Raw genomic sequence first — 14934 nt, 5'->3', positions numbered from 1 at the left:
CTGCAAATAAATTTTCTCATATAAATAAATAATTTATCTATTTATCAAACTATTAACCATAATTTCTAATTGATGTTTATTATTCGTAAACAATATTATCCCATTTGATGAATTAATCATAGTTATTATCTTATCAGCAAATGTTTCTGATTCTGTAAGAAGCTGATACAGGTAGTCCTTATAAGCACCATCACATTTAAGAAACATAGTTTCATATTCTGAAAAAGGCTCAAGGCTGGCATTCGTTTTTTTCATGATAAAAGCGATTTCTTTATCCTGATTCAGCTGAGCTTCCGTTTTATTGATAATGAAATAGCCTCTTTCATCCTTTGGCATCTGAAGTGCTTTTACAGCTCGCTGAACCTGCTTGGTCAAGCTATCACTGGCAGGATATAGAGACTGAAAATAGTTCATAAAATCAGATGCAGTTTTGAAATGTTGGTTGGTACCGCGCTCTAATACTTCAGTAATAAGTATCTTTTTAATAATTTTTTCACATTCCTTACGAGAGGGATTTTTCCTAAGATTAATAGTATTTTCGGACATAATTTCCTCCTTAAAGACATAATTATTTGTATTAATAATATTATAAGACAATTAGTGAGTAGGTAAAAGACAGAAAAGTCAAAAAACTCAAATAAAGAGGAAGCAAAATTGCCCAAAATATAGGGTTTGACAGCAATTTTTTTAGATGTGATAATTAAATATATACCGCGTGAATGAGTAAGGAGTGGGGAAAAATGGAAATGCTATTATCACGAGATGAAAAAAAGCAATATCAGCTGGAGCAGATCAATGATTTGGTTGAGGCCAATGGAGGTCTTGTAAAAGCCAGTGATATAGATGCGCTTGGGGTAGATTACAGGCGGGTGTTGAAATTTGTGGATGAGGGATATCTTATCAGAGTAAAAAGTGGATATTATACCACGAAATACTTCGAGTGTGACGAGGATCAGTGGATATATAAATTGTTTGGGGAAGACGGAATTCTCACTATGGAATCTGCCTTGTACGTTTATGGATATCTTAAGGACAGGCCCTATAAGTGGAGTATAGCCATAAACAAGAACACCAGCAAATCTCGATTCAACATCGATTATCCAATAGTTGAGCCTTACTATACAGAGCCTGAGGTGCTAGAAATCGGTGTGACTGAGGCAGATTTTGCAGGTGCTAAGATGAAGATTTACACAAAGGAACGCCTTATCTGTGATTTTCTAAAATATCAGGAAAAAGTGGATAGAGAAGATTTCAAAAAAGGTGTGTGGGCATACATCATGGATGAAAACAAAGATGTGGCAAAGCTGATGGAATATGCCAAGGAACGTAAGGTGTTGAAAAAAGTTCAGTCAATGATAGGTGTGTGGCTTTAATGATAAATCGTTTACGGATAAAGGAAAAGTCAGAACAACTGAATATCCCCTTCAAAAATCTTTTGAGTGCTGCTGTTGCGGAAATAATTATCGAGCTTTTAGCAAATGGAAAATACTGCAACGAGCTGTATTTGTGCAATACTGTCGACTTCAAGCCAGAGATATACAAGGACTTATGCATTACAAACATCTACTATGAGTATATCAAGGATGTGAATGATAAAATGGCCATCCTTTATATGAGGGATGTGCTGAAGGAAATCATGGCAAAGGCGGCATTAGAGGGATTTGCGGTAAATGGAAGTGTGGATGAAAACGGAATCACGCTTAAAATAACTGTAGATGAAATGTATATTCCCCTTAAGATTTATTTTAGAAGACATATGGGGGCTCATGAGCCAGAGCGTCTAACATTAAAGCTTACAGCTTATGAAAACAGAGTTGTTGATGTTTTAACAAATCCAAAAGAAAACGAGCTTGTAAATCATCTGGCAGAGATTATCGAAAAACTTGAGCTTATAAACGATATGGATCATTATTATCTGGTATATGAAATACTGACTGCCTATCCTGTGAATGGAAGAAAAGTAAAGGACATGTTGGTAAAAACATTACAGGAAAAAAATATTGTAATAGATGATACCAGAATAAATATGTTAAAAAGCTACAGCGAATACACCTACATGAAAAGAAAGTGGAAAGTGGAATTACGACAAAAAAAGAAGTCTGAACCAAGCTGGTCAGACGTAAATAAATGTCTAATTAACTTTTTAGCCCCAATATGGGATACCATGGAAAAAAATATGGTATTCCTGGGAGACTGGATGCCTCATATTAAACGTTTCCTTGATTAATCCACGATTAACAGGTAAAGTTACGTTTTAAGATAGAGAAAACTGCATAATAGTAGGATTGTCTATCGTTAACTTTGTAGAATTGTTGCTCCATGGAGACAGTTGAAATATCTTCAATTAATTTGGTATCGATGATATTAGTATAGCAACGATCCTCCACGTAATTCCTGGTAGTCTTTTTAAAGAAAAGACTTTTGAAAAATGCACCGATACATCTTTTATTGTATACACCGCAAATGGTATCCAGCAAATTATCAGGAAATCTGAATGTGGTTATATCGTAATTGTAGGATTGATCATAAAGATAGACAGCAGTACGAGGATCCAAAAATGGAGTATCAACGGACATAAAAAATGCCCTGTCACCTGTAATCATAGTAAGGCAGGATAGAATTGCGCCATAAGGGCCTGCATTTCTTGAAATATCAGGGATTTCCTGCGCATCAAGACCAAGATGAGCCAAATCTCCGCGCTCATTTACAGACAAATAAACCTTATCAAAAAAAGGGCTGAATTTATCATAGATATATTCAACCATTGTTTTATCTTCAAAGGGAAGTAGTGCTTTTTTGGTGCCCATGCGAGAGCTGTCGCCACCGCAAAGAATAACTAAAGTTCTGTTCATGTCTGCCTCCTGATGATTTAGGTTAATTATATTCATTTTACATAGAAAATAAAAGACGAAAGAAACGATGAATCTTAAAGATACACTAGAAAAATACTCAAAATCAAACATTTATCCATTTCATATGCCAGGGCATAAGCGAATGCTGGAAGGGGCATATGCTATAGATATGACAGAGGTGGAGGGGGTAGATGATTTACATGACCCCACAGATGTAATTCTTGATGAACAAACACGCATGGCCAGGATTTTTGGAGCAGATGAGAGCTTTATGCTTGTAGGAGGCTCCACGGTGGGAAATCTGGCAGCAATATACGCCGCCTGCAATGAAGGTGATAATATTATCATTCAGAGAAATTCCCACAAAAGTGTATACAATGCTGTGATGCTCAGGCACTTAAAGGTGGATTATATCTGGCCTGATATTTATGATAATGGAATTTATAAGGCTGTTACACTAGAGCAGGTTAAAATTTCAGTAGAGAAAAATCCTTCCACAAAAGCCCTGGTGCTTACAAGCCCAACCTACGAGGGATTCCACTGTAACTTGCAAGAGATAGCGGACTATTGTCATGAAAATGGGATTATCCTAATAGTAGACCAGGCCCATGGAGCACATTTAGGCTTTGATCCACATTTTACAAATGGTGCAGTGGGACTAGCAGACATAACCATTCAAAGTTTGCATAAAACATTGCCATCCCTCACCCAGACTGCAGCACTGCATGTTTCAGGAGATAGGATTAACAGGCAAAGGATACGAGAAGCCCTTGATATATTTGAAACCAGCTCCCCATCCTATGTTTTGATGAATTCTATAAGCCAGTGTATGGATATTTTAGAGAATTCATGTGAATTATTCAGGGGATATGTGGATAACCTGTCGGATTTTTATAAAGCCTGTGGAGAATTAAAACACCTGAGGCTAATCCAGGATACTTATGAACAAAAGGATCCTGGAAAGATAATCATATCCACAGAATACACAAATATTTCCGGGGTAGAGCTTGCAAAAATTCTTAGAGAGAAATACGAAATAGAAACAGAGCTTTCTAGCTTTGCTTATGTACTTGCAATGACAAGCTTTATGGATACACAGGAAGGATTTGAAAGACTGGCTAACGCTTTAAAAGAAATAGATAAAACTCTTAAGAAAGAGCATTATATTGTTCCAAATATTAAACTACAATCACCTAAAAAAATCGAAATTTACGAGGCAAAGGCTGGTGACCAATCCCAAATAAACTTGAGAGAAGCCTTAGGAAAAATATCTGCATCAATGGTTTGCATCTATCCACCGGGTTCACCAATTATCGTGCCTGGAGAGGTAATCACAGAGGCAAGCCTGGCACTTATAAAAAATGCCCAAAAAAGCAGATTACACGTCACAGGGCTCAATGAAGACAGTATCTTGATTGTCAATTAAGCTTCAGTGAATTATACTTTTATTACTAAAATATTTACGAGGACAACATGGGCAAAATATATTGCATAATGGGCAAAAGCTCTTCAGGAAAAGACACAATATTCAAGATTTTACTTGGAAGAAAGGACGTTAATCTAAAGACCATAGTTTCATATACCACACGTCCTATCAGAAGCCTTGAAAAGCCTGGGGACGAGTACAATTTCGTTACCATAGAGGAAAAGGACAGGCTTTTAGCGGAAGGAAAGGTTATAGAGATTCGCGAATACAACACAGTTCACGGTCCATGGTTTTATTTTACTGTGGATGATGGAAGTGTTGATTTGGCAAACAATGACTACCTTATTATAGGAACGGTGGAGAGTTTTGTTAAAATCCGTGACTACTATGGAGAGGACAAGGTTTTGCCGATATACATAGAGGTAGATGATGGCATAAGGCTTAGCCGCGCTTTAGAGCGTGAGAGATCTCAGGAGCATCCTAAATATGAGGAAATGTGCCGAAGGTTCCTTGCAGATCAAAAGGATTTCTCAGAGGAAAATCTTAAAAAAGCCGGAATCACCAATGTATTTAACAATAACAATGACAGCGTAATTACTAGTGACAACATAGCAGCATTCATAAACAAATAGGTAGGTGCTTTTATGGATATTAGAGTAAGCGATGTAAATCAAATCCAACCAACAGAAGCCCCAAAGGCTACTGCACCAGTTGATGGTTCATTTAAATTCACTTTAGCGGCAGCAGTTGACGATGCCCAGCTTCAGGAAAAGCTGACAAATCTTTTAAATGATATCACTACACAGGGCAAGCTTTTGTCTGAGCACATGGATGTACGTGATATGAAGCGTTACAGGGGACTTGTTAAGGATTTCCTTAACGAGGTGGTCAATCGTAGTCACAAGTTTTCCAGAGAAAATTTCCTTGATAGAAAGGGACGCCATAGAGTTTATGGAATGATTAAGCTGGTGGATGAAAAGATGGACGAGCTTGCCACGGCACTTGTGCAGGATGAAAAGGACCATCTTGGGATTTTAGATAGAGTGGATGAAATCAGAGGCTTACTTTTAGATATCATCACCTAAGTATTGAAATGGGAGAATAAAATTTTGAGCTTTGCGGAAATAATGGGACAGGAGGATGCAAAAAACCTCCTTAGAAATGCAGTAAAAACAGGAAATCATAGCCACGCCTATATTTTCAGCGGAGAAAAAGGCTCAGGAAAAATGATGTTAGCAGAGGCTTTTGCAGCCATGCTTCAGTGTGATTCTCCAACAGATGAGGATGCATGTGGGCAGTGCCACAGCTGTAAACAGTCTCTAGGTCGAAATAATCCAGATATCATCTATGTTAAAAGAGAAGATGGAAAAAGCAGTCTCAGCGTAGATGTGGTGAGAGAGCGGATTATTAATGATGTGGACATAAAGCCATATCAGGCCAATAAATATAAAATCTATATTGTGGATGAAGCAGAAAAAATGAATCCTCAGGCGCAAAATGCAATACTAAAGACCATTGAGGAGCCACCTGAATATGCCATAATCATTCTGCTTACCACAAATCATAATGCATTCCTCCAGACGATTTTATCCAGATGTGTACTTATCCAAATGAAGACAGTTTCTGCCAGAGATATACAGCAAATTCTCCAAAACAAGTATGAAACTGTGGATTATCAGGCTAAGATGGTGGCGAATTTTGCCCAGGGAAATGTGGGGAAGGCCATCGCACTTGCCACAGATACGAGCTTTGCAGAAGTTAGGACAAAAGTTGTCACTATCTGTAAAAGAGCATCAAAAATGGATGAGCAGCAGATAGCAGATGAAGTAAAATATATAAATGATGCCAATAATTCAGATAAAAAAGCTGAGGACTCTGAAAATGAGAAATTCCAGGGGTTTGTAGAGCAAATGCTAGATTTAATAACCCTTTGGTTCAGAGATGTGCTATTATATAAAGCGACATTAAATGACGAACTTCTTTTATTTAAGGAGGACGCCTTTGATATACACGAGCAGGCTTCAAGCTGCTCATATGGCGGTTTAAATAAAATAATTGATGAAATATCGGAAACCAGAGCCAGACTTAAGGCAAATGTCAATTTTGAATTGACGATTATGCTTCTCATACAAGCAATAAAGGAGAACACCAGATGATAAAGGTTATAGGCGTACGCTTTAGAGGCGGCGGAAAAGTATATTACTTCGACCCAAACGGGGTTGATTTAAAAAGAGAAGACCAGGTAATTGTAGAGACAGTACGTGGTGTAGAAATCGGTACGGTTTTACTTGTAGACAAGCAGATTTCTGACGATGAAGTACCAGGTCCAATTAAAAAGATTATCAGAAAAGCCAGTCCTGAGGATGTAAAAAGAGCGGCTAAAAATATTGAAAAAGAAAAAGAAGCTATGAAGATTTGCGAAGAGAAAATCGCAAAGCGAGAGCTTGAAATGAAGCTGGTAGGTGCTGAATACACCTTCGATAACAACAAGCTTATTTTCTATTTCACAGCTGATGGTCGTATTGACTTTCGTGAATTAGTAAAGGATTTGGCGGCTGTGTTCCACACACGTATCGAGCTTAGACAGATCGGTGTCCGTGACGAGACAAAGCTTATGGGTGGAATCGGAATCTGCGGCAGAGAGCTTTGCTGCAAGAGCTATCTGGCAGATTTTGTTCCTGTTTCAATAAAGATGGCAAAGGAGCAGAACCTTTCTCTTAACCCTACTAAAATTTCCGGTCTTTGTGGCAGACTTATGTGCTGCCTGAAAAATGAGCAGGAGACCTACGAATATTTGAACAGTCGTCTTCCTGGTATCAACGACACAGTCACCACACCAGAGGGCTACAAGGGCACAGTTCAATCTGTAAACGTACTTCGTCAGACAGTAAAAGTACTATTTGAAGAGGGCGACTTAAAAGAAGTAAAGGATTATCCAACTACAGAGCTTAAGTTTAAGCCTCGCAAGAAAAAGGTCCAGGTATCTAAGGAAGAGGCTAAGGAATTAGCAGGTCTGGAGGATAACAATTAATGGAAAATCTTGTTCGCGATGATGAGCGATTAGATGATCTACAAATAAAGGGCTATAAAATTATTCAGCATCCTGACAAATTCTGTTTTGGCATGGATGCTGTCTTGCTATCTGACTTCGCAAGGGTCAAACCAGGTGAAAAAGTCCTTGATATGGGCACAGGCACAGGAATTTTGCCTATTTTATTAGAGGCCAAAACAGAGGGCTTACATTTCACAGGCCTTGAAATTCAACCTGAAAGTGCCGAAATGGCAACCCGCTCTGTTTTATTTAACGGATTGCAGGACAAAATTGATATAATAGAGGGAGATATCAAGTCTGCATCAGAGATTTTTGGCAAGGGAAATATGGATGTGGTTACAAGTAATCCACCATATATGACTAATCATCATGGTCTGAAAAATCCAAATGATGCCAAGGCCATTGCAAGACACGAGCTTTTATGCTCCCTTGAGGATGTTATATCGCAGACTGCTGCCGTACTTAGGCCCATGGGAAGATGTTATTTCGTCCACAGACCATTTAGATTGGTAGAAATCATCACATTAATGAAAAAATATAAGCTTGAGCCTAAACGAATGCGGCTGGTATATCCATTCGTGGATAAAGAGCCAAATATGGTTTTGATAGAAGGCGTCAGGGGCGGTGGCCCTCAGCTTACAGTGGAAGCACCGCTGATTGTGTACGATGCGCCAGGGCAGTACACGGATGAGATTTATGAAATTTACGGAATGATAATGAACTAAAGCCTTCCCCTTGAGGGATGAGATAATGCTTTAGCGTTATCTGCCACCCCGGCGAGGGGGAAGGTGCCCGAAGGGCGGATGAGGTGTAAATGAGTGGAACATTATATTTAGTAGCAACTCCAATAGGAAATCTTGAAGATATGACTTTTCGAGCAGTTCGAATTCTTAAGGAAGTGGATTTGATTGCAGCGGAGGATACCAGAAATTCCATAAAGCTACTTAACCATTTTGAAATAGATACTCCAATGACAAGCTATCATGAGTTCAACAAGGTGGATAAGGCATTGACTTTGATAGCCAAGCTAAAGGAGGGACAGAACATAGCTGTTGTAACAGATGCCGGCACACCAGGCATTTCAGATCCTGGTGAAGAGCTGGTAGCCATGTGCTACGAGGAGGGTATTGAGGTCACTTCGGTGCCAGGACCTGCGGCTTGTATAACAGCTGTCACAATGTCTGGTCAGGCTTGCAGACGCTTTGCTTTCGAGGCTTTTCTTCCAAAAGACAAAAAAGAACGTCGTAGAGTACTAGAGGAGACAAAGAACGAAACCAGAACTATCATCATTTATGAGGCTCCGCATCATTTGATTGGCACATTAAAGGAGCTTGCAGAGGTTCTAGGTGAGGATAGGGGCATTACTCTTTGCAGGGAGCTCACTAAAAAGCACGAGGAAAAGGAAAAGACTACTTTAGGCGGCGCTCTAAAATCCTACGAAACTAAAGAACCAAGAGGGGAATATGTTCTTGTAATAGCCGGTAAATCAAAAGCTGAGGTTATAGAAGAAGCCAGAGCTGTTTTTGAAGAAATGAGCATACAGGAACACATGGATATGTATCTTTCAAAAGGTATGGATAAAAAGGAAGCCATGAAGGCTGTGGCAAAGGACAGGGGTGTTAGCAAGCGTGATATTTACAATGCGCTTCTTTAACATTTATATAAATCATTAACTGGATGATCGAAGGGGGGACTTACATGGAAAATATTGAAAAGCTACGCGAAATGATTGATGAGTCATCAAAAATCGTGTTTTTTGGGGGCGCGGGAGTATCTACAGAGAGCGGCATTCCTGATTTTCGTAGCAAGGATGGTCTTTACAATCAGCACGATGTGAGATTTGACAAGTATCAGCCTGAATATCTGTTAAGTCATAGTTGTTTGATGCACGAGCCAAAGGTATATTTTGAATTTCACAGGCAAAAGATGGATACCAGAAACATCGAGCCTAACAATGCTCACAAATATCTGGCAAAGCTTGAGGAACAGGGAAAGCTCATCGGTGTAGTAACTCAAAATATCGATGGACTTCATCAAAAGGCAGGAAGTCAAAAGGTATTTGAAATCCACGGTAGTGCCCTTAGAAATTACTGCATGAAGTGTGGAACCCCATATCCTGTGGATTATATTTTTGATTCAGAGGATGAGATTCCAAAATGTGATTACTGTGGTGGAACGGTAAGAGCAGATATCACATTATATGAAGAGGGACTTCCTGAAGACCAGGTTCAGGGCGCAATAAATGCCATTTCAAGTGCAGATATGATGATAATAGGTGGCACATCTTTGACGGTATATCCAGCGGCATCATTTGTAAATTATTTCAAGGGACGCAATCTTGTGATAATAAACAGGGATCCACTGAACATCAGAGTTGGTGAGAATGTACTTGTAATTCAGGACAAGATTGGCGAGGTTTTCTCAGAGCTTGCAAAGTTGCAGGGCATAACTCTTTAAAGTGTGAAAAAACAATAAAATGTGAAATAAGCCTTGAAAAACGCAGAGGTTCATGTTAATATCTTAATTCGTGGTATAAAACAATTTATATCCTTGCTAGGCTATATGACATAGCTTGGCCTAAAGACCAAAAGGAGGTAGAAAGCATGAATAAGTATGAATTAGCACTCGTTGTTAATGCGAAGATCGAAGACGATGCAAGAACTGCCACAGTTGAAAAAGCAAAGGAGTATATCACTCGCTTTGGTGGACAGATCACAGACGTCGATGATTGGGGCAAGAAGAGACTTGCTTACGAAATTCAGAAGATGAATGAAGGTTTCTATTACTTCATCCACTTCGATGCTGAGGCAGGCGTACCTGCACAGGTTGAAGAGAATGTTCGTATCATGGACAACGTACTTCGTTTCTTATGCGTTAGAGCTGACGAGGCTTAATAGTATAAGACAAGGAGATTAAATCAATTATGAATAAAGTTATTCTTATGGGACGTCTCACAAGAGACCCAGAGGTTCGTTACGGTGGAGCAAACAATTCAGCTGTTGCAAGATTTTCTCTTGCTGTAGATCGTAGATTCAAGAGAGACGGCGATGACCAGACAGCAGATTTTATTAACTGCGTAGCTTTTGGTAAGACAGCTGAGTTCCTTGAGAAGTATGCTCGTAAGGGCACAAAGTTTGTAGTAGAAGGTCGTATCCAGACTGGTTCTTACACAAACAAAGACGGACAGAAGGTTTACACTACCGACGTTGTTTGCGAGAATGTTGAATTCGCAGAGAGCAAGAATGCACAGGGTGGCGGCAATAGCGGCTTTGACGGTGGCAGCACTTTTACACCAAGCTCTGATGCAGGCGACGGATTTATGAATATCCCTGATGGAATTGACGAGGAATTACCGTTCAACTAAGTCAAGGCGACGAAAGCTTTGACTAACATCAATAGGAGGTTAAATCATGGCTTTTAATAAGACAGGCGATGGTCAGCAGAGAAGAAGACCAATGCATAGAAGAAAGAAAGTCTGTGTTTTCTGTGGTAAAGATAACGTTATCGACTACAAGGATACAGCAAAGCTTAAGAAGTACATTTCTGAGCGTGGAAAGATTCTTCCACGTCGTATCACAGGTACATGTGCTAAGCACCAAAGAGCTCTTACAGTAGCTATCAAGCGTGCTCGTCACGTGGCACTTATGCCTTACGTACAGGATTAATCCTAGTAATATAGCATGGTTACAGGCTTGAAAAAGCTTTTGACTACAAAATGACTACAAACACTTTCTAGATGAGAAATCATCCGGAAAGTGTTTTTTTATTTTATTTAATGTATACTATCCTCTTTGATTTTAAGGAGGATAAGAATTTGAAACAAGTAAGATTAGATCCAAAGGGAAATATACTGGAAAGGGGTGAATACTATAGGGATTATGATGGCAGGTATGTCTATAACTATAAAAATCCATTTAATGGGAAACGCGAATCATTATATGCGGTATCTTTAGATAGTTTACGAGATAAAGAGAAGGAAATAAGGGAGGAACTGCAAAATTCTATTGAAAAATATAGAAATAGGAATATCACTTTAAACGATATTTTTGAAGACTACGTAGCAAGTAGAATATCTTGGAGTAAAGGTACAGAAGCAAATAATGTATCTATGTACAATAGACACATAAAATATTCAATAGGCCGTCTGAAGATTATCAATATTAAAAAGGATACAGTAAGAAGGTTTTTAAAGAATGTTCATAATGAAACTGGCATGTACTTTTCTACATTGGCCGGTCTGCTTGGGTTGATTAGTAATTTATTTGAGTATGCTATAGATATGGATTTTCCTGTTAAAAACCCGTGTGATGGTATATATTCAGAATTTAGCAATAAAATCCCTCACAACAAAGGTTGCAGGAAAGCGTTGACAAGGGATCAAGAAAAAGCCTTTCTTAATTTCATTAGTAATAACAGTGAATTTGCCACCTGGGAGCCTATGTTTGTGATTTTTCTTCATACTGGATTAAGATTAGGGGAACTTATAGGCTTGCGATGGTGTGATGTTGACATGATGCATAGGACGATAAACATAAATCATATTTTGGTACGGGAGAGAACAAGAACTGGTGAAAAATCTCAGCGCTTAATTGTTAGCACTCCCAAAACAAATGCGGGGATTAGGATGATTCCAATGACCGAATCGGTATATAGTGCATTTAGAAATTTAAAAGAGAGAAATAATAATATAAGCAAGCCACAGGTAAACGTAGATGGTATGACAGATTTTATTTTTATAAACAGGATGGGGAATGTCTATAATGGCGATGAAATAAATAATGCCCTGAAAAGAATAATTAAAAAATATAATAATCATGGGACTAGTAATTATTTAAAAAATGCAGATGTAGAGTATCTTCCCGATATTTCTGTACATGTATTTAGACATACATTTTGCACACGTTTATGTGAAATAGAGCATAATGTGCGCGTGATACAGGATATTATGGGTCACACCAACATCAGAACAACGCTGGAAATATACAATACTGTTAACACGGAATGTAAATCGACAGCCATGGAGAAGTTTGAAGATGTGATGAGTGAAATGTTTTATGGAGAGGAAAATGGTAGAGATTCAAGCGAGCGTAAGCGAGAAAACTAACATTTGGAAAATGTATTGTAGGTCGAATAGGCGATTTGTCCGACCAAATCATTGCTTGCCACTCGACAGAGTTCACGGGCTATCATGAGAAATATTTGGATTTGTTTAAAAGTATGTAGTATTATTTTTCTTAATAGTGATAACAAGATTATGGAGGTCTGATATGGATCAAAAATATAGAGATGCAGTGGAATTAATAAAGACGGCCATTCTTCAAAGCCAATATGAAGCTGCTAAAAATGTTAATGCGAATCAATTAATGCTCTATTTTGGCATTGGAAAATATATATCACTTAATTCAAGAAATGGATTTTGATGTTCAAATTTGGCAGAACCGTCTGTCAAATTTAGAATCATTTTCAGTAGAAGCTTTTTTAGGAATTAGTTTTAGTAATCATTTGCTAATAATTTCAAAAGTAAAAAGTTATGATGAACGAATATTTTATATTAAAAGAAGCGCTAGCGAAAAGTATTCACTTGAACAATTAAAGCAGAGTATAGCAGCTAATGATTTTGAGCATCAAGGAAATTTGTCTAACAATTTTTCAAGTACATTAAGTCCAGCAGTAAAAGCGTTTAAAGCAATTAATACATTTAAAGACGAATATCTACTTGATTACATAAATGTTGAAGAAATTGATATTCGTGATTCAGCTGATATAGATGAAAAAGTTGTAGAAAATGCAATAGTAAATAATGTTAAGAATTTCATTTTAACATTTGGAAGAGATTTTGCGTTTATAGGTAACCAATATCACTTAGATGCATTTGGAGAAGATCAATACATTGATTTACTATTTTTTAACAGGGAATTAAATTGTCTTGTTGCGGTTGAGCTTAAGAAAGGAAAGTTTAAACCATCATATTTGGGCCAGCTTCAAGGTTATTTAAGCATACTTGATGGTTTTGAAAAGAAACCTCATGAGAATCCAGCGATAGGGGTTATTTTATGTAGGGATATGAACAAGTCATTTGTTGATTATGTAATTCAAGATTATTCAAAACCTATGGGAGTTGCGACGTATAAGACATCTAAAGATATGTCTGAAGAATTAAAAAAGGCATTGCCAGATATAGAAGAATTAAAACGATTGCTGGATACTGAGGCTGAATAAAAAGGGGAATAAATGGGTTTTATAGATGAATTGAAGCAAAAAAATATTGAGGGGATTCGTAAGTTTCCTAAGGCGGACTTGCACATAGTGTGATGTTAGCTCTGTTTTTCGTTGTTCAGATACTTTTGCCTCCTGTTGGAGGCTTTTTTTTATATTCTATAGTTGCAAAAAGAATTTGTTTGTTATATTATCAGCTTATAGAGAACTCTATAATATAAAGCGTAATCAGGAGGGTAATTATGGATAAAAATATTGAACTTGCACTAGATGACATTTCGCTTATCAAAACAGTAATTGAACGTACACAACAAGATTTTTCTAAAATCGCACCTTTCTTTATAGGCGTGGGGATGATTAATGGAATCGCAGCCATTGTAGAACAATTGATGTATTTTTGTAGAAATACTATTGGATATGGTTCAAGCCTAGTTCGGATATTTGGAGTAGGCTATTATTTGATTAAAATTATAGGATATATTATTCTTTTTCTTTACTTTTCACGAAAACTAAAAATCACAAATAACGAAATCAGCAATGGTATGCTAAAAATATGGGGAATTTTTTTGATTGGTTCATACGTATTTATTATCTTGTATATGAATTTGATTCCTACTGGCAATAATGATCAAATTGTTACTCTATGGAGATGTAAAGAATTATTAGAAATTTTGCCGATTATTTTTGCCTTATTTATGACAGGTATACTTACACAAAGAAAACTAATAACAATTTGCACAGCATGCTATAGTGTATTGTATCTGATTTTGTTTATGAGTATGAAAGAGATGCCTTTCGGGACAATAGGTGGAAAAGGTACTTTGATTTCAGTTAGTAGCTTTAGTATCAGGGTAGTAATGATTTTCGGAATGGTTGCATTAGGACTGTTTTTTAGGATAGGAGCAAAGAATCATGGAAATAAATACAATACCAGAAGCTTTTCAAACGAAGCTTAGGTTAGCGGTATTATCTGCTCTGCTGACTGGTACAAAGAGTTTCAAAGAATTGAAAACTATAACCTCAGCAACTGACGGAAACTTAGGTATACAGCTTAATAAATTAAGCGAAATGGAATATTTAACGATTGAAAAAGCATTTGTTAACAACAAACCCCAAACCACCTATACACTTACTGAATTTGGAAGAACACAGTTTAAAGAATACGTTGAACTATTGGAATCTTTATTAGCAAGTTCAGAATAAAGACATTGATAAGTCGGGATTTGTTTAGCATTTGTGTTGTAGTGCTTGTTTTTGATAATGATTATGGCTAGCGTAAAAATTTTCTCGGAAAATATACACAAATAATAAAAGAACATCCTTCTTTGTGATAAGGTATTGGTTTGCGAAAACTATACACACAAGGGAGGATGTTCTTTTATGGAAGA

Annotated in this window: 20 protein-coding genes; 18 read left to right on the top strand and 2 right to left on the bottom strand. The window is 37.4% G+C overall.

Translation table 11 applies throughout. From position 1 onward, the window contains the following. Positions 1 to 33: 33 nt before the first annotated feature. A complete protein-coding gene (locus BLV53_RS12560; RefSeq protein WP_090301403.1) occupies positions 34 to 546 on the bottom strand; it encodes a hypothetical protein in 513 nt (170 codons plus the stop codon). A 194-nt stretch (positions 547 to 740) separates the two neighbouring features. Between BLV53_RS12560 and BLV53_RS12555 the strand changes: the two genes are divergently transcribed. Both BLV53_RS12555 and BLV53_RS12550 read left to right on the top strand, forming a co-directional pair. Then, positions 741 to 1373, top strand: a complete 633-nt coding sequence (locus tag BLV53_RS12555) for a type IV toxin-antitoxin system AbiEi family antitoxin domain-containing protein (protein ID WP_090301401.1) — start codon at positions 741 to 743, stop codon at positions 1371 to 1373. Then, positions 1373 to 2227, top strand: coding sequence for a hypothetical protein (locus BLV53_RS12550; protein WP_090301397.1), 855 nt, complete (start codon positions 1373 to 1375; stop codon positions 2225 to 2227). Before BLV53_RS12555 ends, BLV53_RS12550 begins: the two co-directional genes overlap by 1 nt. A gap of 7 nt (positions 2228 to 2234) precedes the next feature. Here BLV53_RS12550 and mobA read toward each other — a convergent pair whose 3' ends face one another. Next, the gene (gene mobA / locus BLV53_RS12545) at positions 2235 to 2852 is read right to left on the bottom strand and encodes a molybdenum cofactor guanylyltransferase (RefSeq protein WP_170830852.1); all 618 of its coding nucleotides are present in this window, start codon (positions 2850 to 2852) and stop codon (positions 2235 to 2237) included. A 67-nt stretch (positions 2853 to 2919) separates the two neighbouring features. Here mobA and BLV53_RS12540 point away from each other — a divergent pair, with 67 nt between their 5' ends. From BLV53_RS12540 to BLV53_RS12470, 16 genes are all read left to right on the top strand, one after another. After that, on the top strand, positions 2920 to 4278 hold the full coding sequence (locus tag BLV53_RS12540) for an aminotransferase class I/II-fold pyridoxal phosphate-dependent enzyme (protein ID WP_090301395.1): 1359 nt from the start codon (positions 2920 to 2922) through the stop codon (positions 4276 to 4278). A gap of 47 nt (positions 4279 to 4325) precedes the next feature. Next, on the top strand, positions 4326 to 4910 hold the full coding sequence (locus BLV53_RS12535) for a nucleoside/nucleotide kinase family protein (RefSeq protein WP_090301393.1): 585 nt from the start codon (positions 4326 to 4328) through the stop codon (positions 4908 to 4910). A 12-nt stretch (positions 4911 to 4922) separates the two neighbouring features. Next, complete coding sequence (locus tag BLV53_RS12530) at positions 4923 to 5363, top strand: YaaR family protein (protein WP_090301391.1); 441 nt, start codon at positions 4923 to 4925, stop codon at positions 5361 to 5363. A gap of 24 nt (positions 5364 to 5387) precedes the next feature. After that, positions 5388 to 6434, top strand: coding sequence for a DNA polymerase III subunit (locus BLV53_RS12525; protein WP_242879102.1), 1047 nt, complete (start codon positions 5388 to 5390; stop codon positions 6432 to 6434). Further along, the gene (locus BLV53_RS12520; RefSeq protein ID WP_090301389.1) at positions 6431 to 7309 is read left to right on the top strand and encodes a PSP1 domain-containing protein; all 879 of its coding nucleotides are present in this window, start codon (positions 6431 to 6433) and stop codon (positions 7307 to 7309) included. Before BLV53_RS12525 ends, BLV53_RS12520 begins: the two co-directional genes overlap by 4 nt. Next, the gene (locus BLV53_RS12515; RefSeq protein ID WP_090301387.1) at positions 7309 to 8055 is read left to right on the top strand and encodes a tRNA1(Val) (adenine(37)-N6)-methyltransferase; all 747 of its coding nucleotides are present in this window, start codon (positions 7309 to 7311) and stop codon (positions 8053 to 8055) included. Before BLV53_RS12520 ends, BLV53_RS12515 begins: the two co-directional genes overlap by 1 nt. Positions 8056 to 8144: 89 nt before the next feature. Continuing rightward, positions 8145 to 8984, top strand: coding sequence for a 16S rRNA (cytidine(1402)-2'-O)-methyltransferase (rsmI, locus tag BLV53_RS12510; RefSeq protein ID WP_090301385.1), 840 nt, complete (start codon positions 8145 to 8147; stop codon positions 8982 to 8984). Between the two features lie 44 nt (positions 8985 to 9028). Then, complete coding sequence (locus tag BLV53_RS12505) at positions 9029 to 9787, top strand: NAD-dependent protein deacylase (RefSeq protein WP_090301383.1); 759 nt, start codon at positions 9029 to 9031, stop codon at positions 9785 to 9787. A 146-nt stretch (positions 9788 to 9933) separates the two neighbouring features. Further along, a complete protein-coding gene (rpsF, locus tag BLV53_RS12500; RefSeq protein WP_090301381.1) occupies positions 9934 to 10224 on the top strand; it encodes a 30S ribosomal protein S6 in 291 nt (96 codons plus the stop codon). 29 nt (positions 10225 to 10253) lie between these two features. After that, complete coding sequence (locus BLV53_RS12495) at positions 10254 to 10694, top strand: single-stranded DNA-binding protein (RefSeq protein ID WP_090301379.1); 441 nt, start codon at positions 10254 to 10256, stop codon at positions 10692 to 10694. Positions 10695 to 10740: 46 nt separating this feature from the next. Further along, complete coding sequence (gene rpsR / locus BLV53_RS12490; RefSeq protein WP_028234190.1) at positions 10741 to 10995, top strand: 30S ribosomal protein S18; 255 nt, start codon at positions 10741 to 10743, stop codon at positions 10993 to 10995. A 149-nt stretch (positions 10996 to 11144) separates the two neighbouring features. Then, the gene (locus BLV53_RS12485) at positions 11145 to 12434 is read left to right on the top strand and encodes a site-specific integrase (RefSeq protein ID WP_170830851.1); all 1290 of its coding nucleotides are present in this window, start codon (positions 11145 to 11147) and stop codon (positions 12432 to 12434) included. Between the two features lie 163 nt (positions 12435 to 12597). Next, positions 12598 to 12750, top strand: coding sequence for a DUF1016 N-terminal domain-containing protein (locus tag BLV53_RS17225; RefSeq protein WP_207646239.1), 153 nt, complete (start codon positions 12598 to 12600; stop codon positions 12748 to 12750). Beyond that, positions 12740 to 13549 (top strand): PDDEXK nuclease domain-containing protein, encoded by an 810-nt coding sequence (locus BLV53_RS12480; RefSeq protein WP_207646238.1) that lies wholly within the window; start codon positions 12740 to 12742, stop codon positions 13547 to 13549. Before BLV53_RS17225 ends, BLV53_RS12480 begins: the two co-directional genes overlap by 11 nt. Before the next feature lie 239 nt (positions 13550 to 13788). After that, a complete protein-coding gene (locus BLV53_RS12475; RefSeq protein WP_090301374.1) occupies positions 13789 to 14502 on the top strand; it encodes a hypothetical protein in 714 nt (237 codons plus the stop codon). After that, on the top strand, positions 14459 to 14749 hold the full coding sequence (locus BLV53_RS12470; RefSeq protein WP_090301371.1) for a transcriptional regulator: 291 nt from the start codon (positions 14459 to 14461) through the stop codon (positions 14747 to 14749). Before BLV53_RS12475 ends, BLV53_RS12470 begins: the two co-directional genes overlap by 44 nt. Positions 14750 to 14934 lie beyond the last annotated feature (185 nt).

This window comes from Pseudobutyrivibrio sp. ACV-2, assembly GCF_900107545.1.
In the GTDB taxonomy this organism is placed as follows: domain Bacteria; phylum Bacillota; class Clostridia; order Lachnospirales; family Lachnospiraceae; genus Pseudobutyrivibrio.
This window is presented reverse-complemented; position numbering and strand designations above follow the sequence as displayed.

Coding starts and splice junctions, on each gene's coding strand:
- BLV53_RS12560 (WP_090301403.1), bottom strand. CDS start 546: ATGTCCGAAAATACTATTAATCTTAGGAAAAATCCCTCTCGTAAGGAA.
- BLV53_RS12555 (WP_090301401.1), top strand. CDS start 741: ATGGAAATGCTATTATCACGAGATGAAAAAAAGCAATATCAGCTGGAG.
- BLV53_RS12550 (WP_090301397.1), top strand. CDS start 1,373: ATGATAAATCGTTTACGGATAAAGGAAAAGTCAGAACAACTGAATATC.
- mobA (WP_170830852.1), bottom strand. CDS start 2,852: ATGAACAGAACTTTAGTTATTCTTTGCGGTGGCGACAGCTCTCGCATG.
- BLV53_RS12540 (WP_090301395.1), top strand. CDS start 2,920: ATGAATCTTAAAGATACACTAGAAAAATACTCAAAATCAAACATTTAT.
- BLV53_RS12535 (WP_090301393.1), top strand. CDS start 4,326: ATGGGCAAAATATATTGCATAATGGGCAAAAGCTCTTCAGGAAAAGAC.
- BLV53_RS12530 (WP_090301391.1), top strand. CDS start 4,923: ATGGATATTAGAGTAAGCGATGTAAATCAAATCCAACCAACAGAAGCC.
- BLV53_RS12520 (WP_090301389.1), top strand. CDS start 6,431: ATGATAAAGGTTATAGGCGTACGCTTTAGAGGCGGCGGAAAAGTATAT.
- BLV53_RS12515 (WP_090301387.1), top strand. CDS start 7,309: ATGGAAAATCTTGTTCGCGATGATGAGCGATTAGATGATCTACAAATA.
- rsmI (WP_090301385.1), top strand. CDS start 8,145: ATGAGTGGAACATTATATTTAGTAGCAACTCCAATAGGAAATCTTGAA.
- BLV53_RS12505 (WP_090301383.1), top strand. CDS start 9,029: ATGGAAAATATTGAAAAGCTACGCGAAATGATTGATGAGTCATCAAAA.
- rpsF (WP_090301381.1), top strand. CDS start 9,934: ATGAATAAGTATGAATTAGCACTCGTTGTTAATGCGAAGATCGAAGAC.
- BLV53_RS12495 (WP_090301379.1), top strand. CDS start 10,254: ATGAATAAAGTTATTCTTATGGGACGTCTCACAAGAGACCCAGAGGTT.
- rpsR (WP_028234190.1), top strand. CDS start 10,741: ATGGCTTTTAATAAGACAGGCGATGGTCAGCAGAGAAGAAGACCAATG.
- BLV53_RS17225 (WP_207646239.1), top strand. CDS start 12,598: ATGGATCAAAAATATAGAGATGCAGTGGAATTAATAAAGACGGCCATT.
- BLV53_RS12480 (WP_207646238.1), top strand. CDS start 12,740: ATGGATTTTGATGTTCAAATTTGGCAGAACCGTCTGTCAAATTTAGAA.
- BLV53_RS12475 (WP_090301374.1), top strand. CDS start 13,789: ATGGATAAAAATATTGAACTTGCACTAGATGACATTTCGCTTATCAAA.
- BLV53_RS12470 (WP_090301371.1), top strand. CDS start 14,459: ATGGAAATAAATACAATACCAGAAGCTTTTCAAACGAAGCTTAGGTTA.